Raw genomic sequence first — 21840 nt, 5'->3', positions numbered from 1 at the left:
CAACCATTATGGACATTTGTCATAGCGACTCAGCAACCCGACTTAAGGAATCCAGCCAATATGATTCATAAACATATCGATTATTACATCAAGCATTTACATCATGACATTCCGTCCGGAATCGTCGTTTTTTTAGTGGCCTTGCCGCTCTGTTTAGGAGTCGCACTGGCTTCCGGCGCGCCGTTGTTTTCCGGCCTGATCGCCGGCATGGTCGGCGGTTTGGTGGTAGCCTGGCTAAGCGGCTCTCAGCTCGCCGTGTCCGGGCCCGCCGCCGGCCTGACGGTGATCGTCTTCAACGCCATCGAATCTCTCGGGAGTTTTTCAGGTTTTTTGACCGCAGTCGTACTAGCCGGCGTCATTCAATTGATTTTGGGATTCTTGAAAGCCGGCGTTATCGGCGCCTATTTTCCGTCATCAGTGATCAAAGGCATGCTTGCGGCGATCGGTTTGATTCTGATTATGAAACAGATTCCTCATGCCATCGGCTACGATGCCAGCTTCGAAGGCGATGAAAGCTATATGCAGGAGACCGCGTTATCGACAGTCGAACAACTGGCCGAATCGGTGAGTTCGATTTCGCCGGGCGCAACCATCGTCAGTGTCGTCGCGTTGTTGTTATTAGTCCTTTGGGAAAGCAATTTCATCAAACGTATCGCCTTCCTGAGGTTGATTCCGGGCGCCTTGTTGGCCGTTATTTGGGGTGTCGCTTATAACGCGGTCGCTATACGTGTGGCGCCGGAATGGGCTATCGGCAGCAAACATTTGGTTTCGCTGCCGGTCACGGAAAATCCAAAGGACTTTTTGCAATTGTTCAGCTTTCCCGATTTCAGTTTTCTAGCCAATCCACAAATTTATACAATCGCCTTCACACTGGCCGTCATCGCCAGTTTGGAAACGCTGTTGAGCCTCGAGGCATCCGACAAGATGGACCCGTACAAACGCGTGGCACCGACCAACCGCGAATTAAAAGCGCAAGGGGTCGGCAACATGCTGAGCGGCTTGATCGGCGGCATTCCGATCACCGCGGTCATCGTACGCAGCGCGGCGAACATCAACGCCGGCGGCCAAACAAAAGTGTCCGCGTTCGTGCATGGTTTGGCATTGCTGGTCAGCGTAATGTTCTTCGCCAACTTTTTGAACGACATTCCGCTATCATGCCTGGCCGCGATATTGTTGCAGACCGGCTATAAACTCGCGAAACCGAAGCTGTTCATCGAGTTTTTCCACAAAGGCTGGAATCAATTGATACCGTTCGTGATCACGATCGTTGCGATTTTATTGACCGATCTGTTGAAAGGCATCATGATCGGCATCGTCATGGGCTTGTACTATGTAATACGTGCGAACTATCATGCCTCGATTTCGATGACTCGATCCGAAGACCGCTTTGTCTTGACGATGAACAAGGATGTGAGTTTTTTGAACCGCGCCTTGCTCAGAAAATTTTTCAATCAAATCGAAGAAAATTGCACTATCGTGATCGATGGCTCTAAAGCCCAATTTATCGATTACGATATTTTGGAAACGATTCACGACTTCATGTTGAGCGCCCAAGACAACAATATCATTGTCGAAACGATCGATCTCGAAGGCAAAGAAAAAATCAAAACTTTACCCGACTCTAGGGGGGCAGCGACATAATCCTAGCCGTCGAGAAGCACCTCTTCGAGGTGCTTCTCTTTCGCATTCCTACCTAGCCGACAATCTCGATACCCGCACCGTCCCTGTTTACGGACTCGCTAATTGTTCCCCGAAAAAACTCACTTCTCGCACCCAGAAATACTCAATATACTCTTCGCAGATCAACCGACGTAGCGTACCTAATTAGCCTAAAAAGAGCAGTTGAGAGCCTCAAACTACCGTTCATGCATCGACTTGGCTCAGCACGAACGGTCTACAACAAATGCCAACTGCTCTTTTCAGGACTAGAGGACGCACAGATAAACCGGTGCCGAATTTTGATCTACGATGCGTATAATGAATGTAGACAAATGCCCCTGCATTTTTCTGCATTCGTAATATCCTTGCGACTCAGCAGTTGCCGAATAACAAAAATCTGCAAGCGCCAAAGATTGCGTGTTATCAATTTGAGCGGAAAGGCAAAGTCAAAACATAGTGCAACTTCTTTTTGTCAGTTAGGAGTAAGTTTCCTTTGCTATTGTCATTAGATTAAGCTGGCAATATAACTTTAGTTATTTTATATTTCAATTACTTAGGAAAATATATGCGCAAAATAACCGAACCGAGAAAACGAGTGCACTGGCATGCCCTGCTCGCCGATCAGATTTTCGAAAAATTGAAAACTGACGGGAACGGTTTATCCAGCCGGCAGGCACAAAAGCGTATCGAGGAATATGGCGCAAATCGTTTACCTCCGCCCAAAACCCGCGGCCCGCTACTGCGCTTTTTTTCCCAATTTCACAACTTATTAATCTATGTCTTGATCGGTGCCGCAGTCGTCACGGCGCTACTGGATCATTGGATCGACACTTATGTGATAATCGCCGTCGTATTGGTTAATTCGATTATCGGCTTCGTGCAAGAAGGCAAGGCCGAAAAATCGCTCGAAGCCATTCGGCATATGTTAGCGCCGCGCGCGACGGCATTGCGCGACGGCAATCGAATTGGGATTCCGGCCGAAGAATTGGTTCCCGGCGATATCGTGATTATCGAACCGGGCGACAAAGTTCCCGCCGACCTGCGCTTGCTTTCGGCGAAAGGCCTCCAAATTCAAGAAGCGATACTCACCGGCGAATCGGTCGCGGTCGAAAAGACGACCCAAGCGGTTGAAGCAAATGCCGATTTGGGAGACCGTTTTTCAATGGCTTATTCGGGAACCATGGTTGCGGCAGGACACGGCAAAGCCATCGTCGTAGCGACCGGCGCCGATACCGAAATCGGCCGCATCAGCGGCATGATTTCTAGTATCGAGGAGTTGACGACTCCGCTGCTTAAACAAATCGCGATTTTTTCCCGCTGGCTGACCCTGGCGATCATCCTTATTGCCGCAAGCGTCTTTGCTTTCGGTTTTTATGTCCAGGGAATCGATCCCTCGGAAATGTTCATGACCGTGGTCGGCCTCGCGGTAGCGGCCATTCCTGAGGGTTTACCGGCGATCCTAACGGTAACATTGGCCATCGGCGTCCAGCGCATGGCCTCCCGCAATGCCATTATCCGCCGACTGCCGGCAGTCGAAACGCTCGGCGCCGTATCGATCATCTGTTCGGACAAAACCGGCACGCTGACGCGTAATGAAATGACCGTTAAATCGATCGTGACATCTTCCAAACTCTATGAAATCAGCGGGGTCGGCTATGAGCCTTCCGGCGACTTTTTCTCGGGCGGCGAACATGTCGCTATCGACAAGCGCCCTATTTTGCAGCAAATCGTTAAATACGGCGCTTTATGTAACGATTCGTCATTGCGCCAAAAAGACGATCAATGGATTGTCGACGGCAACCCGATGGAAGGCGCCTTATTAACCGTTGCGTTGAAAGGCGGTTTCGACCCCGCCGACCTACACCGCAATAATGCACGGAGCGATGTAATTCCATTCGATGCCCAACACCGTTTCATGGCCACCTTGAACCATGACCACGAAAATCATCAGTATATTATCGTCAAAGGCGCGCCGGAACGCTTGATCGAGCTATGCACCTTACAAAGACAAAAGGACGGCGATGCAGCAATCAATCCTGCATATTGGAGCGGCTGGATCGATGAAGTCGCCTCACTCGGACAACGCGTTTTAGCCATCGCGTATAAACCGGTCGAAGAAGGTAAAACCGAGCTTAATTTTTCGGACCTGGATGACGGTTTGATACTATTGGGACTTATCGGACTAATCGACCCGCCACGCGAGGAAGCGATACAAGCCGTCAAGGAATGCCGCGCGGCCGGTATCCGCGTGAAAATGATCACTGGCGATCACGCCGCGACTGCCCGCGCGATTGCCGCACAATTACATCTTGAAAATCACGATGAAGTCATGACCGGCCAAGACCTGTCTTCGATCGACGACGATGAATTGATCGAAGTCGCCGCACGCGTCGACATCTTCGCCCGAACTTCGCCGGAACACAAATTGCGCCTGGTTACCGCAATGCAGGCCGGCGGCAATGTTATTGCCATGACCGGAGACGGGGTAAACGACGCGCCCGCCTTAAAACGAGCCGATGTCGGTATCGCAATGGGCCGGACCGGAACCGAAGCCGCCAAGGAAGCTTCGGAAATGGTGCTGGCGGACGACAATTTTGCATCGATCGCACGCGCAGTCCGCGAAGGCAGAACCGTTTACGATAATTTAAAAAAGTCCATTATCTTTTTACTACCGGTTAACGGCGGCGAATCGATGAGCATCATCGCCGCGGTATTGACCGGCCTGACTTTGCCGATTACACCGCTGCAAATCCTTTGGGTCAACATGGTCAGCTCGGTCGCCTTGGCAATGGCGCTGGCATTCGAACCTTCCGAGCCTAGCGTCATGCAACGCCCGCCGAGACCTAAAAATGAAGCGATGTTGTCCGGCTTTTTATTGTGGCGCATCACCTTCGTTTCGCTGCTGTTTTTTTCCGGCATCTACGGCATTTTTCTTTGGAGCCAACTACATGGCTCGACGCTCGAAGAAGCCCGAACTTATGCGGTTAATACACTGGTTATGCTGGAAGTCTTTTATTTATTGAATGTACGTTACTTAAGCGGCTCTTCGCTATCCCTCAAACAATTATTTGGTTCCAAGGCTATTCTGATCGCGATTACAGTCGTCATTTCATTACAAGCCATATTTACATACGCGCCGTTCATGGAAGTCTTTTTCGACACGCGTCCGGTCGACTTCATCCATGGCATGGAAATCTTCGGAATCGGTCTGGCCTTATTTATGATCCTAGAATTGGAAAAAATGATAAGACGCTTGTTTTCAGCTTCTCGAAATAAAGACAAAGCCTAACCGAAATCTAAGCGCTAAACTCCATCAGTCTAGCTGATCGAAAGAGCATCTAATAATCCGAAGGTGTGGAGGGAGAGTGTTTGTCGAGGGTGCCGGCAGGGTAACGGATTTTTGCTCTTGCAAAACCTACCCTGGCGGTCGAGCAACCGCACCCTCTTCGGAGCCGGCATCGTACTTTCACAGTAAACTTGATGAATATATTCAAACGGGGAATTACTAAGATATCAGTTTCAACCCTCATTCTCTGCTGCGTTTGGGTATAATGCCCTTTTGTTTGCCATTAAATCAGATCATTGAAAGTGCAATACTCTAAAGTTAGCGTGATAGCCCCTGCCCGTCTGCATATGGGCTTTATCGATTTAAGCGGCGCACTGGGACGTCACTTCGGCAGCATCGGCGTCGCGCTGAATGAAATCAACACTCGCTTGACCATCAGACCGGCCAATCATTTGACCGTAACCGGTAAGTCGGCTTCTCGAGCCGAAAAATGCGCGCGCAAACTCTGTATGGCACTCAATCTTCCCGATTCATTCAGCATCGAGGTCGAAGCGTCGATCCCGGAACATGTCGGATTAGGCTCCGGTACACAAATGTCGCTGGCGGTCGGCATGGGCTTGAACCATTATTTCGGATTAAATCTGACGGTGCGCGATATCGCACGATTAACCGATAGAGGCATGCGTTCGGGAATCGGCATCGGTGTTTTTGAACGTGGCGGGCTGGTTGTCGATGGAGGACGGGGCGAGCGCACAGTGACCCCCCCGGTATTAGCAAACATGCAAATTCCCGACGATTGGCGCTTTATTTTAGCGTTCGACAAGCGCGGACAAGGCTTGCATGGTAAACAAGAAGTTCAGGCTTTCGAAGCGCTGCCCCCATTTCCGCAACAAGAAGCGGCCCGGCTTTGTTATTTATTGATGATGCAAGGATTACCCGCCGTTGCCGAACACGATATTGTCAGATTCGGCGAAGTCGTTACACAATTGCAGCGCTCGGTCGGCGAACATTTCGCGCCAGCACAGGGCGGTATTTTCACCAGTTCGGAGGTCGCCGAAGCCATGGCATGGCTGGAAGCGCAAGGTTGCGTCGCGATCGGCCAGACCTCATGGGGACCGACCGGCTTTTGCGCTTTGCAGGGAGCCGAACAAGCCGAAACACTGACCGAACAGACGCGCCGGCAATTTTCTCATCACCCGCATTTGAGTTTTATCACAGTCAGCGTCAGCAACGGCGGCGGCCAAGTATCAGCCGTCTAATTCGTTTATTGATGCCTGAAGCCGGCACATACTCGCTTAAGCGATAGACTTTTAACATCATAAACTGCCATTTTTGAACCCCAGCATTAACAAACCTATTTTGATTATTGCGAACTCCGGCCGCATGCTGGCCGAGGCCGCCAGCCGGTCGGGATTCATACCTTGGGTAATCGATTTGTTTGCCGACCAAGATACCCTGAGATTGTCCGAACGGGTCTTTCGCGTCGACACATTGGACGCGCCATTTCTAAGAAAAATCATTGCCGATTTCAAATCTCGCCACCCATGCTCTCCAGTAGTCTATGGAAGCGGCCTCGAGCATTATCCCAAGGCGCTCGAGCTCATTACTCGTGAATGCGAATTAGTCGGCAACGATATAAAATCCGCTCGACAGCTTCAGCAAAAAAAACGCTTTTTCGAGTTGCTCGATCATTTGGAGATAGACTATCCGCGCGTCGCCTTCACCAAACCTATGAAGGCAGAACAATGGTTGATCAAACCCCAAACCGGTGAAGGCGGTCTCGGTATTCGCCTGTTTCGAAACGGCATGCCGACCCAAGGAAATATGTACTGGCAAAAATATATCGAAGGGACGGCCGGCTCCGCTTTATTTCTTGCAGACGGAAAAAATATTCGAATTATCGGTTTCCATACGCAATGGTGCGAAAACCAAAACGCCGACCAACCCTTCTTATTTGCCGGCGTGATCAATCGCTGCCCCCTGTCCGCCGAGCAAGCCGATATCATTCATTCGTGGATCGCCGCCATTGTGAGGGCAATCCCGCTTAAAGGTCTCAACACCCTCGATTTCATTATCCAAGGTGAGCGAATTTATGTATTGGAGGTCAATCCCCGCCCATCGGCCAGCATGCAATTATATGATGCCGATTTATTCGGGGCGCATCTCAATGCCTGTCGAGGCATCTTAGACAATACGAACTTTACGCGTCATCAGGTTTGCGCTTATCGCATCGTTTACGCCGACCGAAACATCACTATTCCCGATGACTTTAGTTGGCCGAAAGCCTGTCGGGATTTACCGATTGCCGGCTCGATAATTCGCAAAGGACAGCCTATATGCAGTATCATTGCCCGCGATATAAACGTTCGGAGCGTTCATCGACAATTGAACAAAATCCGGCAAATCATTATTCAATCATTCAATTAAAGGTGTTTTAGATCATGGAATCAAAAGCGAGCGTTAATAAACTGGCGCAGCCTCTGGTTAGAGAACTCATCGAAAATGCGGCTAAATTACGAGTCGGCGTAGAAAAATTGGCGAACGGTTGTACCATCATCGACGCCGGCATCGACATGCCTGGCGGTTTGGAAGCGGGCCGAATCATCGCCGAAATTTGTTTGGGTGGCATGGGCTCGGTCTCTATCTCACACAGTTGTTATACCTCGAATTGGCCGTTGACGGTCAATGTGCATACCGGCAATCCGGTCTTGGCCTGCCTTGGCAGCCAATACGCCGGTTGGAGTTTGTCGCATGAAAAATATTACGCGCTCGGTTCCGGTCCCGCTCGGGCGATGGCGGTTAAGATCAAGGATGGTCAACAAGAGCCCGTCGAAGAATTGTATAAAGAATTGGCTTATCGCGACAACGCAGAAAACACCGTTTTGGTGATCGAAAACGATGCGATACCGCCGCTTGAAATCGTCGAAAAAGTAGCAAACGCTTGTCAAGTAGACCCTAGCAATTTGACAATCATCGTGACGCCCACCAGCAGCCTCGCCGGCGGTGTTCAAGTCGTCGCACGGGTTTTGGAAGTTGCGATGCACAAGGCGCATGCCTTGCATTTTCCGCTGAAAAATATCGTCGATGGTAGCGGCAGCGCGCCGATCTGCCCGCCGCATCCGGATTTCATCAAGGCGATGGGACGGACCAACGATGCAATATTGTTTGCGGGGCAAGTTCATATTTTCGTCAAAGGCAGCGACGAAGCGGCCGAGAAGCTCGCAAAAGAGCTGCCGAGTTCAACTTCGAAGGATTACGGCAAACCGTTCGCGCAAGTCTTCAAAGAATACGATTACGACTTTTTCAAAGTCGATGCAATGCTATTCAGCCCAGCAAGTGTAATTGTGACCGCAGTCGAATCCGGCAAGAGTTTCCGCGCCGGCAAACTTGACAATGCGTTGCTCGATCAATCGTTCGGCGCCTAAGGATTTCGACGCGTGGGTAGAATTGCCGTTTTCACAGACGATCCGGGTTGGCACGGCAAGGCATTGCGCCTTGCATTCGCCGCGCGCGGCTACTCGGCAGACTATGTATCGTTGACCGAGTGCCGCTTGAATCTGGTTTCGGAAGGACTTCCTGTTTCGATTCCGGGTTTCGAGCATGCCCTGCCCGACGCCGTGTTTGTACGCGGTGTACCGGGCGGCTCCCTCGAGGAAGTTGTATTTTATCTCGACATCCTACATGCGTTAAAGATCATCGGCGTTCCGGTGTACAACGACGCCGGGGCAATCGAACGCAGTGTCGACAAAGCTATGACCAGTTTCCTGCTTCGACAAAACGGTTTGCCGACGCCACCGACCTGGGTCTTGCGCGACAGAAAAGAGGCACTGGCAATCGCCGAACACGAATTGGCGCAAGGCAATATGATCATCAGCAAGCCTTTGTTCGGCTCGCAAGGCGAAGGCGTCCGGCGCATCGAAAAAATGCTGGATTTATTTTGGTTGACCGGCAGCCGCGGCATCTATTATTTGCAACGCTTTGTCGAATGTTACGGCGAAAGTTATTCCGATACGCGAGTATTCGTTATCAACGGGCGCGCGGTCGCCGCGATGCGTAGGAAAGGAACATTTTGGTTGAATAATGTTGCCAAAGGCGCCAGTTGCGAACGAGTCCAGTTGGACTCCGAATTATCGGAATTAGCCATCAAGACAGCGGAAGTCGTCAAAATGGACTATGCCGGCGTCGATATTATTCGCGAAAAAAACGGCGATTACACCGTTATCGAGGTCAACAGTATTCCCGCATGGAAGGGCCTGCAAAGCGTTTGTAATATCAATATCGCCGAATTACTCGTCGAGGATTTACTGGACAGGCAAGTCGGCGATCATCGCCCCGAATTGCAAACGGTTGCTTCATGATGACTATCGAAACGCTTGAAGACTTGTATCGGCAAGCCTGCGAGATCGAATTACAGGCTTTTAAGCCAGGCAACGTCAGTGTTCATGCCGACGGGCATGACATGACCGTCGATGATTTTAGAGTCAGCGCAAAGGTCAGCGCGCCGCATATCTCAAATCCAAATTACTCGCTTGGCGAAAAAATTTATTATGCGATCAAGGCCACGCGCGATAAGGTCGGCTGTAATACCAACCTTGGCATTGTTTTATTATGCGCTCCTCTGCTTCAAGCCGCATTTTTACGAAAACCGAATTCGACGCTAAGACAAGCTTTACACGAGGTATTAAACAATACATCAGTCGACGATGCCGATTGGGTCTTCAAAGCGATCGTTTTAGCATCCCCGGGCGGTTTAGGACAATCATCCGAACAAGACGTTTCAGAGCGGCCGGCTGTCAATTTGACCGAAGCGATGCGAATCGCGGCCGATAAGGATCGCATCGCGTTACAGTACTGCTCGGATTATAAAGATATTTTTGATTTCGGAGTTTTAAGGTATAATTCTCGGCTAACTCGATGGGCTGATGCTAATTGGGCGGCTGTAGCAGTCTATGTCGGGTTGCTGAGCCTTTATCCCGATAGTCATATCGAGCGGAAATACGGCGATCGCTTTACGCTTTCGGTGGCCTCCAAAATGGCCCTGGTTAACCAAGCGCTGCAAGATTCCGATAATCCGGATCAAATCGAACCTTTACTGCGTAGGATTGACGCCGAATTTAAATCCGAAGGCATCAATCCGGGTACGACGGCCGATTTAACGGTAGCGACGATTTTAACGGTATTTCTGGAGGATCAAATTAGCAATTCGAGTTGCTAATGGGTCTTCAAAACGGATTTACATTTAGTAAATAAATTAATTCTCACTGTTCATATTATTCTTCAAAGGAGACAACTAGCATGGCTAAAATCAACAACCTGCGCGTAGGCGAATCATTGATAGGTGACGGCAACGAAGTTGCGCACATCGACTTGATCATCGGCCCACGCGGTTCGGCTGCCGAAACCGCTTTCGCTAACTGCTTGACCAACAACAAAGACGGTTTCTCCAGCTTGTTGGCTGTTGTTGCACCTAACCTGATGGTTAAACCTGCAACTGTTATGTTCAACAAAGTAACCATCAAAGGTTCGAAACAAGCCGTTCAAATGTTCGGCCCTGCGCAACGCGGCGTAGCCATGGCTGTTGCGGATTCAGTTGAAAACGGCACCATTCCTGCCGATGAAGCTGACAACCTGTTTATTTCTGTTGGTGTTTTCATTCACTGGATGGCTGAAGACGACGCAAAAATCCAACAATACAACTACGAAGCGACTAAAGAAGCTATCGAACGCGCTGTTGCCGGCTCTCCAACAGCTCAAGAAGTTGTTGCTGCTAAAGCCACTGCAACACACCCATTCGCTGCTAACTAAGATTTAGTTCGGCCTAGAATGATTAAAAACCCCGGCTAGCCCGGGGTTTTTTTTGCCTAAAAGAAATTGGATAGCGGTTAACAGTGAGTAGTAAGCGGCAGAATCAGGGCTTTTATCCTAGACTTGGCAGATATATACTCATCGTAGATGAAAATTCGGCCTCGGGGCGCCCGTCAAAGGACGCCGTGAATACGTCCATGTAGGCTCTATGCCAGCTCCATGCTGGCAAAGCCTTTGCAAGCGCCATGGATGGCGTGAATGTCGATTTTGCAGGAGCAAAAATCGACCGAGCACCCCGAGGCCTCCTCCGGCACTGCCGAAATCCTCGCCAAACACACCCCAAACCTTCATGAAGCTTAACTATTAAATAAGTTATAAAGAATGAAGCCGTGTTTTAGTTGGCTTGTTCTCAATGGAACATATGCCCAACAAAAAAGAACTAATAGGACATGAAAAAGATAAGAAGCATCGTGCTTTATTTGACGGCATTCGCATCGCTGACGATTCTGATTGGACTGGGCGGCACCTATTGGTTACTGCAAGAATCGATGCCCAAACTAAACGGCGAAGTCGAATTAGCCGGCCTTGCCGAACCCGTTACAGTCGACTCCGATGAATTCGGAATTCCAGCCGTACATGCCGAAAATCGTCTCGACGCGATTCGGGCACTCGGCTATCTAAGTGCGCGCGACCGTCTATTTCAGATGGACTTGATGAGACGAAAAACTGCAGGGCGCCTAGCTGAAATATTCGGCGAGATAGCCGTCGACAGCGATACCAGAGCCCGAACGCTCGGTTTCAATCAAGTTTCCGAAAAAACGGCAACACAACTGCCGCGACGCCATAAGCGCTTCCTCGATGCTTATGCCGAAGGCGTCAACAGCTATATCGAGCAAACTAATGCCTTAACCTTTGAGTTTAGCGTATTGAATTATCGCCCCTCCCCTTGGCAAGCCGAAGACAGCATTCTGGTCATGCTCGGCATGTTCGATACGCTCACGGGTTGGGCCGAAAGGGAGGAACGCATGTTGACCGTGATGGAAAAAACGCTGCCTCCCGATCTACTTGCCTTTTTGACGCCGGATACCGACCGGTTTACCGAGCAATTACAAGACTATCGCGAATCGTCGCGACCGGCTCGCCCCATTCCTTTAGCCTCGATGAAGGCGGCCCTTGATCAATATTCATCCGACGCCTTGAAAGTAGCCGGCGCCGTGCAATTACACGACACCCTGCCGGGATCTAATGCATGGGCCGTCAGCGGCAAGAAAACTCAGGACGGACGCGCGATACTTGCCAACGATATGCACTTAGGCATTACCGTACCCAACTTATGGTATCGAATCGAAGTCCATTATACCGAAACTCATGCAAGCGGCGTGATGTTACCCGGCGTACCGATAATAATTGCCGGCAGCAACAAACATTTAGCTTGGGGAGCAACCAATCTTTCCGGTGATTTTCTCGATTTAGTCAGCCTTGAAATCAATCCTGAAAATTCGAATGAATATCGTGTTGACGGAGGCTGGCAACGGTTCGAGCAACGGCATGAAATCATCGCCGTAAAAGGAGGAGATTCTCGAGAAATAACAGTCAAACAATCGGAGTGGGGCCCGGTTGCCTCCGAACCTCTGATGGATAACTTAGTAGCTGTCCGCTGGACCGCATTGGACCCCAAAGCTATTAACATCGAATTGATCGACTTGGAACAAAATCGAACACTGGAACAAGCCATTCCGACGATCAACCAAAGCGGCGGACCGCAATTGAATTTTTTACTGGCCGATAAGACAGGCCGAATCGCTTGGACGCTGATGGGACGCATACCTAAGCGGTACGGCAACGACGGCTCGGTAAGCCGCTCTTGGGCGGACGGTTCCGCGGGCTGGAACGGTTATTTGAATCCGGAGTCATTGCCCCGCACAATCGATCCGCCGGAAGGTATTTTAGTCTCGGCCAACGATCGTCGATTCGGCAAAGACTATCCTCATCTCATCGGACGGCAGTTTGCCAACGGCTACCGAGCTTATCGGATTACTGAGCGGCTCGGACAAATCGAAATACTGAACGAACAAACGATGTTCGCATTGCAACTCGATAGTAAGAGCGAGTTTTATCAGTTTTACCAGCAATTGGCGTTATCGGTTCTGACACCAAAAAATTTCGAGCAAGAACCGGAATTAGCCGAATTGCGAGGCTACCTTCAGGCCTGGGACGGAAATGCGGATCGAGACAGCTTGGGGTTTGGGTTATTGGTGGAATTTCGCAAGCAATTGGCACATTCAGTATTCGAGCCTTTTTTATCGGCATGTCGCAAATCGGATAGGAATTTCAACTATTCCTGGACCTACATCGACACACCATTACAACGGATTTTGACTGAAAAGCCGGTCGAACTGTTACCTGACCCGGCGCGTTTTCAGGACTGGGATAAGTTCATTCTAAACCAATTAAAAAAAAGCCTCGGTCGACTCAAAAACCTGTACCCCGAAGCGAGCTTTCCGGAACTAACTTGGGGGAAAATCAACCGAGCGCAATATCGTCATCCATTCTCAAGGGTATTGCCATGGGTCGGACGTTTCCTTGATATGCCGACGGACCCGTTATCGGGTTGCCCTTATTGCGTTCGAGTGGCCGGCCCCGATTTCGGCGCCAGCGAAAGGCTTGTGGTTTCTCCGCGTCATGTCGATGAAGGAATACTGCACATGCCGGGCGGGCAATCGAGCCATCCTTTATCGCCCCACTATCGCGATCAACAAGCCTATTGGGTCGAAGGTTTACCGATACCGCTTCAGGCAGGAAAAACCGAGCATCGATTAATTTTGCAGCCGGAAAGGAAGAGTGAATAGTGTCGGTTAGCAGTAAATGGTGAATAGATAATAGTGAATGGCGTGATATCCGCTTGATACGTCTGAAACAACTTATTTCAATTAATTTTCGAAGATCTGTTTAATGTCGCTCTCCGACAAAGCGCCGGAATGTAAAGCGCTGGCTATCAAGACATCGTTCACGCCGATCTTTTGCAGTTCGAATAGATCTTGTTTATGCCGGATACCGCCTGCGGCGATAATCCGTTTCTCAGGAAACTCTCGGCAATAATAGCTCAGCTTCGCGAAATCCGGGCCGAGCTCACTACCAACTTGCGCTAACGTCATGATAATAATAGCGTTCGGCCATAAATTAGGATTGTCAAAAATCAACGACGAGCCGAGCCGGCCGTTTGCCGAATAATCGAGCGAAAGCACAAAGTCTTCCGGCAATCGCTCGATATGCTCGACATCGTCATCGTTCAACGATTCGGAGCCGATAACCGGTAAATAATTCGTAAACCCTTGGTAATAGCGCTGGACCGAATGACTTCCCGAGTCGACCCAAAACTGCCTATCCGGATAGCGGCTGAATACATCGAGTAAAAGGCTTTGATGAACCGATTCGCAAGCGGTAATAGCATTCAGATCGGCGATATAAAACATCTTAAAATCGTATAGCGACAAAAAGGCATCAATGACGCGATCGATATCCGGCTCTTTGCATAATGAGGAACGAACCGGCACATATTCGACCCGATTACCTTTGACGGCATGAACGACATAATGGTCTTTGAGATCAAGGACCGGAATGATTTGCATGTTACGAAAACAACCCTCTGCATTTTTAAGAAATAGTATGTATTATACTGTGTGCAATGAAAATACTCGTTTTTGAATATGTTACCGGCGGCGGCTTTAGCCGTGAATGCATTCCCGATACGCTCGCCGCGGAAGGCTTGTTGATGCTGAAGGCTTTATTGCAGGATTTATCGGAAATAGCCGATATCAAGTTGAGTGTAATGCTCGATATCCGGTTTGCCGACGCAATTTCGGAATATGCCGGAGCAATCGAAATTGTGACGATTGATGAGCATCAATCGGTACTCGAAATATTTCAAAAACAAGTCGAGCGTTGTGATGCGGTTTGGCCGGTAGCTCCCGAAATGAACAATATTCTGTTCGATTTGACCCGCATGATCGAACAACTTGGAAAAAGACTACTGTCCTCTTCGTCCGAAGCCGTCGCCATCACTTCGAATAAGCTCGAAACATTTCGTCATCTGATACAAGAACAAATCGAAACCGTACCATCGGAACCTTTCATTGCGCACGAATTCCAACCGATCGGACGACACGTCATCAAACCGATCGACGGCATGGGCTGCGAACGAACATTCCGAGTCGATGACGCCGAGGATTGGGCGCTCGTGAAGTCTCAACTCGGTGAAACACCCTACATTGTCCAGCCTTACATCGACGGAACGCCGGCTAGCTTGAGTTGTTTATTCAACCATGGCAAGGGATGGCTCTTGTGCCATAATATCCAACGAATTGAAATCAAGGACTGCCGATTTAAGTTGAACGCTTGCCGAGTCAACGAACCCGGCGTCAATGAAAACTATCAAGCCCTGGTCGACCGTGTCGCACATGCTTTGCCGGGCTTATCCGGTTATGCCGGAATCGATATCATCGAAACACCTAAATACATTGCGGTATTGGAAATCAATCCGCGTTTGACGACGTCTTACGCGGGGATACGAGAGGCCTTGGGAGTCAATGTCGCGGCAGAGGTTTTGCGAATGCCGCAAAACCAACCAAACGTTCCCCCCATCATCAATCGAAGCATTAATCTACTCATCGACGGAGACGAAACCTATGCAAACTAACATTATCGGATGGGATATCGGCGGCGCCCATTTAAAAGCGGCGCTGATCAACGAATTGGGCGAAGCACTGGCAATCGTTCAACGCCCCTGCGCGTTATGGCAAGGCATCGAGCAATTGCAACAAGCCGTACAAGCCGTTACCGCCGAACTGCCGGAAGGCCGATACCGGCATGCGATTACGATGACGGGGGAATTAGTCGATCATTTCGAGAGTCGAGAACAAGGCGTGCAACGCATCGTCGAAGCCATGTCGGTTTACTTTCCGGGCGATTCGCTGTGGATTTATTCCGGTTTGTCCGGATTCATTCGAGCTGGTTCGGTACTGCCCGAGCATAGCGAAAGCATCGCGTCGGCGAACTGGTTGGCTAGCGCATCGTTTGCCGCACGCAACATCGACAGCGGGTTATTTATCGATATCGGCAGCACCACAACCGATGTCATTGCGATGGCAAACGGAAAAATTAATGCCAAAGGTTTTACCGATTATAAGCGACTAATTTCCGAAGAATTAATTTATACCGGCGTCGTGCGCACGCCGGTAATGGCTATCGCACAAACAGCCTTATTCAAAGGCGTCAAAATCGGATTAATGGCCGAGTATTTCGCGACGATGGCCGATGTTTACCGTATAACCGGCGAACTGGACGAAGCCCATGATCAAAACGATACCGCCGATGGCGGCGAAAAAACCGTTACGGCCAGCGCCAGGCGTTTGTCGCGCATGATCGGGCATGAAGTCGAACACGAGTTGCCGGAATGCTGGCGCCATTTCGCGCTTTATCTCCGCAACCAACAATTGCACAAAATACAAATGAGCTGCGAAAGGCAAATATCCAGAATTCGTTTACCTTCAGATAAACCGTTTGTCGGCGCCGGCGTCGGCCGCTTTTTGGTCAAACAACTAGCCGCCAACTTAGGGCACCCCTATCTGGATTTCAACGATTTATTCGAACAGTCCTTAGTTTCCTCGCCAATGTCCGCCGCCGATTGCGCACCGGCCATCGCGGTAGCCTATTTAGCGTTGGCGCAATTCAAATAAGGGAAACAAGAGGATAAAATTCCCCCAACTTAGGGATCAAAAAGCGATGTGGTGGCGCGCTTGAAGTGGATACCCACAGTTTCCTGCTACCGGCATCCTTGCCGAATATGTCTGTATCCTCCGTAATACTCTTAGAGAATATTGAATTTTGGGCGCCGAAGAAGCGCCCGGTATTTATTTTGCCTGGTAATATTGAGCTAGTTCCTTGATTTCCTCGGCAGTCAATTGCTTACTGAGAATTCTCATACGACCGAAAATATCGTTACGCCGCTCGTCTTTTTGGTAGGCTTCAAGGGTCTGCACGAAATAGTCGGCTTGTTGACCGGCTAACGCCGGAATATCCATTTTTTCTCCCTTACCTTCGGCCCCATGACACACCGCACAAGGGGGCAGAGTCCGTTTGCCGTCGCCTTTCTTGACTAAAACCTCGGCTTTAGCCAACGATTGGCGCCCCCCCTGAGGTTTAGGGGTAGGTAACGTACTAAACCAGACGGCAAGATCGGCCATATCCTGATTGCTCAACCCGGTCACCATCGACCCCATCAGCTCATGCTTTCGATGGCCGGTTTTATAATCCTGTAACTGTTTATAAGTATACGTCGCCAACTGTCCCGCTAATGACGGATAATTCGGCACCTGACTCACGCCTTGCTCTCCATGACAACCCGTACAGGTCGCGGATAATTCCTTGCCTTTGGCGGCGTTGCCTTTTTTGACGAAGTTCAACTGCTCGGCCGTCCAGGCGACTTTTGACGCCGGCTCGGCCTGGGCGGCAGTCGAAACAAGAAGACCCGAAAGGGCCGCGACAACCATTTTATTCATGTTCAAAATCCCCATGCGCTTGAGCCGAATGTTTTCATAAAAAAGAATTGTAGAATCGGTACGCCGAAACTCAGCGCCATCAAACCGGCGATGACTTTATTCCATAGCGTAAAATCGTTCAGGTATTCAGGCAGATCGGTAACCGGATGAATCGGCTCGGCGTATTCGATTTCGCCTTCGAATACTTCTTGCGAACGATGCGTCATCGCTAAATTGTAAACAAACAAACACGCGGAACCGAGCATCACCAAACCGCCGAAGATCATCGCCAGCTCATAAGGATCCCAGGCCAGCGTCAACAGCGAGTTATATTCGACACCGGAAATTCGCCGAGGCTGCCCCAATAAACCCAGCACATGCCAAGGCGTGGTTAGAATCGTCATGCCGATAAACCAAGTCCACAATTGCACCAGCGCCATATCTTTGGAAAAAAGCGGCTTACCGGCCATGATCGGCCAAAGATAATAAGCGATCGCAAAATACATGATCACGGTGGTACCGGCGAAGATCAAATGAAAATGCCCCGGCACCCAAGCCGTGTTATGGATCATTGCATTCATCGCATAACTGGCGTTGACTAGGCCGCCGAAGCCGCCGAGAATCAGCATTAACAAAGCCAGAATAACCGACAGCACCATCGGATTACGCCAGGGCAGCGAACCGATCCAACCGAACAATCCCTTGCCGCCGCGCAACCTGCCGGCGATTTCGAGCGATGCAATCACGCTAAAACCGGTAATGAAGGTCGGAAGCGAAACAACGAAAGTCCCGACGCCATGCAGCAATTTCCATCCTTTAGCTTGCTCGGGATCCATATATAAATGATGAAAACCGATCGGCAACGCAAAGACTATCAAGACCACGAAGGCGGCGCGGGCAATTTCATCGCTGAACAAATAACCGCCCGCCTGCTTCGGAACCAAGACATAAAATGCCGTATAAGCGGGGATCAACCAGAAATAGACGATCGGATGCAAGGTCCATGCAAACAAAGTGCGCGCCAGGCCCGGATCGAGCGTATCCATCCAGCCGAGTGCCATCGGAATCAATTGAAAGAGCACTTCCAGCGCCACACCGGCACTAGTCCAAAGCCACAAAAGCGCATTGCCGGCGGTTGCAAACATCGCGAGCGGCACCGGCGCGCCGGGATTAGCTTGCTTCCATTCGCGCATCATCATGATCATGATGACGCACCACAGCCAGGAACCGACAATCAACAATGTCGCGCCGACATAGAACATCCAATGCCCGATAATCGGCGGATAAAACGTGTACAAAACCGAGGCTTTACCGGTCAATAGAGGTATTGCCGCCAGCACAGTGCCGAACGACGATATTCCGAATCCGGCCCAGGCCCATTGAGGATTCCAAATCGGCTGCTTCAGACTAGTCGTCGCAACGACATAGCCGAAGCCCATGATGAAAAACGTCGTCAATACAAAAGCCATTAATACGCCGTGCGTACTGACCGATGCAAAATACACCGAAGGCGATTCGATTGCCGGAATGAAACCGCTCCTTTCCAAGACTTGATACTCGCCCATGAAACAGGCCAAAAGAAACGCGCCGAAGGCGACCCACAGATGGCAGAACGCCAGTTTTTTGGTGACCACATCAATCATTGTCTTGTCCTCCTTTTGAAGGGGCTTTTCCCGGCGCGGTCCAATGTTCTTTAGCGACGACCGAAACATTGCTCCACATATGGTCGTGCCCTATGCCGCAATATTCATTACATAGCAGCGGATATTCGCCGGGTTTCGGCAAGGTTGTCGTTACTTGCGCGACATACCCCGGTACGATCATCGTACTCATATTCGTCATCGGCATATGCACGCCATGGAGAACGTCCATGCTGACCCAACGAAATGTCAAAGAAGTATCTGCCGGCACGGTAATGTGTTTCGGATAAAAACCGTAACGCCCGGCAACCATTCGAATGGTTATAGTGCCGCTTTCGTCGACTTGCACACCCAAATTATCTTCGTCGAATTCCTCGCTCAAATGTAGACTGGCTGAATCGATAGTCTCGACATTGCTCGGGGCATTAATGCCGTGAAATAATGCATCGATCAAGATAATACCGACAAAAAGACCGGCGATGCCGACTGCCGCATAGGCCCATTTTTTTTCAAGAGGATCTATATGCATAAAATCACCACTAATTGATCGCGCCGCGCGGCAAGAATACCCCGTAGTACAGGAACAGCCATGCGACAACCATGCCCACGCCAACGGTAATCATCAAAGCCCAAGTGCCAACAGGCGGGCTGTTCAGGATTTTTTCACGTTCTTCTTCACTTAATGGTTTCATGGCTTCCTCTTATTTATTTTTATTAATTTGGTATGAATCGTACGGATATTAGCGGCAAGTAAACGCGAAGGAAACGTTAGCGTCAAGCAGTTTTACAAGTCCCGCGCCGCCCATAAAGCCGCGACCTGGTCCAAATCGCGGCATTGCAGATGACATAACTCGCCGGCATAAGGATCGGCCGGCAATACCGACGGAACATAGACGGTAAAAGCACCGGACGCGGACGCCGCCATCACACCGGCGGTGGAATCTTCCAATGCTAAACAACGAGAAATAGGAATCGACAAACGTTCGGCCGCATTCAAGAAAATATCGGGCGCCGGCTTGCCTCGCTCGACATGATCGCGAGCGACAATCGTCTCGAAAACATTGCCGAGGCCGGCAAAATCGAGACACTCGAGTGCATTATTCAAACGACTGTTGGTGGCAAGACCATAGGGTATGTCGGATTCCTGCAATAATTTAAGAAATGTCCAAAAACCCTTTTTTATGTCGATGCCTTGCTTTTCGACGATGCGATACCAACACACACCGCCCAGACGATTAAATTCCTGAAGATTGAAAGCGTTTCCGCAAAACTCAAGCAAGCGTATCTCGACATCGCGATAATGAAGTCCCGATAAAGATAGGCAGAAGGCACTCGGCAACTGATACCCCATGAGCGCGGCAGCCTGACGCCACGCCATGAAATAGGTGGTTTCGGTATCCAACACCAAGCCATCCAGATCGAATACAACCCCTAGACAGCCGTCAACGCCTCCAGCAAAAAATCCGTCCCTACCATTCACTTTTCACCTTTCATCTTTCATCTTTCATCTTTCATCTTTCCGCTTAAGTATGCATTCCCACACTGGAGCGGTGGGAACGAGGAATCTTGGCCAATGCGACTTCGATACCGTTTATTGTTACTCTAGCTTACCGACTCTCCCTCACCTAGCGTTAGGTGATGGACGATATGGGGATCGCTCCCACAAAGGCCTCCATTCACCCCCTTTCGCCTTTCACCATTCACCTTTCCCCTAAAACCTTTATATACTCCCCTTCCGCCTCGCGGCTCGAACCGACGATAATACGCTTCAAACCGCCCTGTGACTCTTCCAACAAACCGCAAACCTCGATTTCTTCTCCATTTTGCGCTTGACCGGTATAAGTCGCGGTAAAAACAGCAATCTCATCGATATTAGGATCATTGCATTTAAACAGCGCCGGATAATCGAAAGCTCGGCTATCGTCTATCACGACGCAACGCAATAAGATTTCGCCGCATTTACGGTAAGTTTCAGTAGCGACCGACTCCGGATCGATGAAATTCAAATCGAATTTACGGTCATTGACCAAAGCCTTATTGAATTTGCGCTGTTCATGCCAAACATAATCGTCGAAATCGATATGACAATCCCGGCGACGAAAACTCTCTTGCCAATGCCTCAGGTCGAGCTCATGCAGAAAGCCGGCTTGAATCAACTCGCGGTTAATCGATCTGGCTTGATGAAACTGATTCCGGTCATAAAAAACCAAATCGATATCGGATAACTTACCTTGAGCGCCAATCAACAAAGAACCGGTCACGCCTATTTGTTTAACATCCACACCCCGACTCTGATACAGATTCGATAATCGAAGCAAATCTTGTTCGACCGGGTCGAGCCATGTCGCCGATAATAGCTCGCTCAAGCGTTGTCGTGGCTGATAATGCTTAATCACTCGCTCTTCAGGAACGGCATGAACACGAACATCCCGCATCGGGCAATAATACAGATATTCAGGATGATCTCGACTCAATAAGTTGTCCGCTTGCCGGGTGGATTGCTTTTGCCAGCCGTCTGCGGTTCGCCGATAACGTAAAAAACATAACACCCTGCCCCGCTCGATGCCGTGTTCCACTACGGCAAAAACCAGCCCTTCAGCAGTCTCAATGAAATCTTTCGCTAAATACATAATAATTACTAAATTCCGATAAAAACATCCGTTTAAATCGTTTTATTCGACACATCCAGGTCTACTCCCTTTATACTCAAAAAATGGCTAAGGAACGAGCATGAAATAACTTCGACAACTTCTGGGAGGGGGTTCGATGGCTCGATTGACAGGTGTCGGCGGCAGGGCAGATTTTTGCTCCTGCAAAATCTGCATTCATGCCATCCATGGCAATCAGATTCCGCCGTCAAGCCTTGTATGATTAATTTAAATGAATTTTAGCCAGGAAATACTTTAAGCTGTAC

At 49.8% G+C, this 21840-nt stretch carries 18 protein-coding genes; 11 read left to right on the top strand and 7 right to left on the bottom strand.

Annotated features, from left to right (window positions below; translation table 11 throughout):
- The first annotated feature begins 60 nt into the window (after window positions 1-60).
- From ACRJJO_RS07375 to ACRJJO_RS07335, 9 genes are all read left to right on the top strand, one after another.
- Window positions 61-1641 carry a SulP family inorganic anion transporter gene (locus ACRJJO_RS07375; RefSeq protein WP_431065219.1) on the top strand — a complete coding sequence of 527 codons (1581 nt, stop codon included), beginning with the start codon at window positions 61-63 and terminating at the stop codon, window positions 1639-1641.
- A gap of 583 nt (window positions 1642-2224) precedes the next feature.
- Window positions 2225-4948, top strand: coding sequence for a cation-transporting P-type ATPase (locus ACRJJO_RS07370; protein ID WP_431065218.1), 2724 nt, complete (start codon window positions 2225-2227; stop codon window positions 4946-4948).
- 299 nt (window positions 4949-5247) lie between these two features.
- Window positions 5248-6204, top strand: a complete 957-nt coding sequence (locus ACRJJO_RS07365) for a beta-ribofuranosylaminobenzene 5'-phosphate synthase family protein (RefSeq protein WP_431065217.1) — start codon at window positions 5248-5250, stop codon at window positions 6202-6204.
- Window positions 6205-6304: 100 nt separating this feature from the next.
- Window positions 6305-7372 carry an ATP-grasp domain-containing protein gene (locus ACRJJO_RS07360; RefSeq protein ID WP_431065216.1) on the top strand — a complete coding sequence of 356 codons (1068 nt, stop codon included), beginning with the start codon at window positions 6305-6307 and terminating at the stop codon, window positions 7370-7372.
- A 14-nt stretch (window positions 7373-7386) separates the two neighbouring features.
- Window positions 7387-8370, top strand: coding sequence for a methenyltetrahydromethanopterin cyclohydrolase (gene mch / locus ACRJJO_RS07355; protein WP_431065215.1), 984 nt, complete (start codon window positions 7387-7389; stop codon window positions 8368-8370).
- Window positions 8371-8382: 12 nt separating this feature from the next.
- Window positions 8383-9303 carry an ATP-grasp domain-containing protein gene (locus ACRJJO_RS07350; protein ID WP_431065214.1) on the top strand — a complete coding sequence of 307 codons (921 nt, stop codon included), beginning with the start codon at window positions 8383-8385 and terminating at the stop codon, window positions 9301-9303.
- Window positions 9300-10160 (top strand): triphosphoribosyl-dephospho-CoA synthase, encoded by an 861-nt coding sequence (locus tag ACRJJO_RS07345; RefSeq protein WP_431065213.1) that lies wholly within the window; start codon window positions 9300-9302, stop codon window positions 10158-10160. Before ACRJJO_RS07350 ends, ACRJJO_RS07345 begins: the two co-directional genes overlap by 4 nt.
- A gap of 80 nt (window positions 10161-10240) precedes the next feature.
- Window positions 10241-10750, top strand: coding sequence for a formaldehyde-activating enzyme (gene fae / locus ACRJJO_RS07340; protein WP_431065212.1), 510 nt, complete (start codon window positions 10241-10243; stop codon window positions 10748-10750).
- 449 nt (window positions 10751-11199) lie between these two features.
- Window positions 11200-13599, top strand: a complete 2400-nt coding sequence (locus ACRJJO_RS07335; RefSeq protein WP_431065211.1) for a penicillin acylase family protein — start codon at window positions 11200-11202, stop codon at window positions 13597-13599.
- Between the two features lie 81 nt (window positions 13600-13680).
- Here the strand turns inward: ACRJJO_RS07335 and ACRJJO_RS07330 are convergent, their stop codons facing one another.
- On the bottom strand, window positions 13681-14379 hold the full coding sequence (locus ACRJJO_RS07330) for a HisA/HisF-related TIM barrel protein (protein ID WP_431065210.1): 699 nt from the start codon (window positions 14377-14379) through the stop codon (window positions 13681-13683).
- 56 nt (window positions 14380-14435) lie between these two features.
- Here ACRJJO_RS07330 and ACRJJO_RS07325 point away from each other — a divergent pair, with 56 nt between their 5' ends.
- Window positions 14436-15446 (top strand): ATP-grasp domain-containing protein, encoded by a 1011-nt coding sequence (locus ACRJJO_RS07325; protein WP_431065209.1) that lies wholly within the window; start codon window positions 14436-14438, stop codon window positions 15444-15446.
- Window positions 15436-16485 carry a hydantoinase/oxoprolinase family protein gene (locus ACRJJO_RS07320; protein ID WP_431065208.1) on the top strand — a complete coding sequence of 350 codons (1050 nt, stop codon included), beginning with the start codon at window positions 15436-15438 and terminating at the stop codon, window positions 16483-16485. The genes ACRJJO_RS07325 and ACRJJO_RS07320 overlap by 11 nt, the downstream gene beginning before the upstream one ends.
- 174 nt (window positions 16486-16659) lie before the next feature.
- Here the strand turns inward: ACRJJO_RS07320 and ACRJJO_RS07315 are convergent, their stop codons facing one another.
- From ACRJJO_RS07315 to ACRJJO_RS07290, 6 genes are all read right to left on the bottom strand, one after another.
- A complete protein-coding gene (locus ACRJJO_RS07315) occupies window positions 16660-17307 on the bottom strand; it encodes a c-type cytochrome (RefSeq protein WP_431065207.1) in 648 nt (215 codons plus the stop codon).
- 2 nt (window positions 17308-17309) lie between these two features.
- Window positions 17310-18929, bottom strand: a complete 1620-nt coding sequence (locus ACRJJO_RS07310) for a b(o/a)3-type cytochrome-c oxidase subunit 1 (RefSeq protein WP_404356310.1) — start codon at window positions 18927-18929, stop codon at window positions 17310-17312.
- Window positions 18922-19455: a cytochrome C oxidase subunit II gene (locus ACRJJO_RS07305; RefSeq protein ID WP_431065206.1), complete on the bottom strand. Its 534-nt coding sequence runs from the start codon at window positions 19453-19455 to the stop codon at window positions 18922-18924. The genes ACRJJO_RS07310 and ACRJJO_RS07305 overlap by 8 nt, the downstream gene beginning before the upstream one ends.
- A gap of 10 nt (window positions 19456-19465) precedes the next feature.
- Complete coding sequence (locus ACRJJO_RS07300) at window positions 19466-19618, bottom strand: hypothetical protein (RefSeq protein ID WP_404356314.1); 153 nt, start codon at window positions 19616-19618, stop codon at window positions 19466-19468.
- 92 nt (window positions 19619-19710) lie between these two features.
- Window positions 19711-20406 carry an HAD family hydrolase gene (locus ACRJJO_RS07295; RefSeq protein ID WP_431065205.1) on the bottom strand — a complete coding sequence of 232 codons (696 nt, stop codon included), beginning with the start codon at window positions 20404-20406 and terminating at the stop codon, window positions 19711-19713.
- Between the two features lie 220 nt (window positions 20407-20626).
- A complete protein-coding gene (locus ACRJJO_RS07290) occupies window positions 20627-21556 on the bottom strand; it encodes a hypothetical protein (protein ID WP_431065204.1) in 930 nt (309 codons plus the stop codon).
- Between the last annotated feature and the right edge of the window lie 284 nt (window positions 21557-21840).

Source organism: Methylotuvimicrobium sp., from assembly GCF_050611805.1.
Lineage (GTDB): Bacteria > Pseudomonadota > Gammaproteobacteria > Methylococcales > Methylomonadaceae > Methylotuvimicrobium.
Note: the sequence above shows the minus strand (reverse complement) of the source record. Positions and strands in the feature narration are given on the sequence as shown.

Bases quoted from the DNA above. Each gene is read 5' to 3' on its own strand.
- ACRJJO_RS07375 (WP_431065219.1), top strand. From the start codon at position 61: ATGATTCATAAACATATCGATTATTACATCAAGCATTTACATCATGAC.
- ACRJJO_RS07370 (WP_431065218.1), top strand. From the start codon at position 2,225: ATGCGCAAAATAACCGAACCGAGAAAACGAGTGCACTGGCATGCCCTG.
- mch (WP_431065215.1), top strand. From the start codon at position 7,387: ATGGAATCAAAAGCGAGCGTTAATAAACTGGCGCAGCCTCTGGTTAGA.
- ACRJJO_RS07345 (WP_431065213.1), top strand. From the start codon at position 9,300: ATGATGACTATCGAAACGCTTGAAGACTTGTATCGGCAAGCCTGCGAG.
- fae (WP_431065212.1), top strand. From the start codon at position 10,241: ATGGCTAAAATCAACAACCTGCGCGTAGGCGAATCATTGATAGGTGAC.
- ACRJJO_RS07335 (WP_431065211.1), top strand. From the start codon at position 11,200: ATGAAAAAGATAAGAAGCATCGTGCTTTATTTGACGGCATTCGCATCG.
- ACRJJO_RS07330 (WP_431065210.1), bottom strand. From the start codon at position 14,379: ATGCAAATCATTCCGGTCCTTGATCTCAAAGACCATTATGTCGTTCAT.
- ACRJJO_RS07325 (WP_431065209.1), top strand. From the start codon at position 14,436: ATGAAAATACTCGTTTTTGAATATGTTACCGGCGGCGGCTTTAGCCGT.
- ACRJJO_RS07320 (WP_431065208.1), top strand. From the start codon at position 15,436: ATGCAAACTAACATTATCGGATGGGATATCGGCGGCGCCCATTTAAAA.
- ACRJJO_RS07315 (WP_431065207.1), bottom strand. From the start codon at position 17,307: ATGAATAAAATGGTTGTCGCGGCCCTTTCGGGTCTTCTTGTTTCGACT.
- ACRJJO_RS07310 (WP_404356310.1), bottom strand. From the start codon at position 18,929: ATGATTGATGTGGTCACCAAAAAACTGGCGTTCTGCCATCTGTGGGTC.
- ACRJJO_RS07305 (WP_431065206.1), bottom strand. From the start codon at position 19,455: ATGCATATAGATCCTCTTGAAAAAAAATGGGCCTATGCGGCAGTCGGC.
- ACRJJO_RS07300 (WP_404356314.1), bottom strand. From the start codon at position 19,618: ATGAAACCATTAAGTGAAGAAGAACGTGAAAAAATCCTGAACAGCCCG.
- ACRJJO_RS07290 (WP_431065204.1), bottom strand. From the start codon at position 21,556: ATGTATTTAGCGAAAGATTTCATTGAGACTGCTGAAGGGCTGGTTTTT.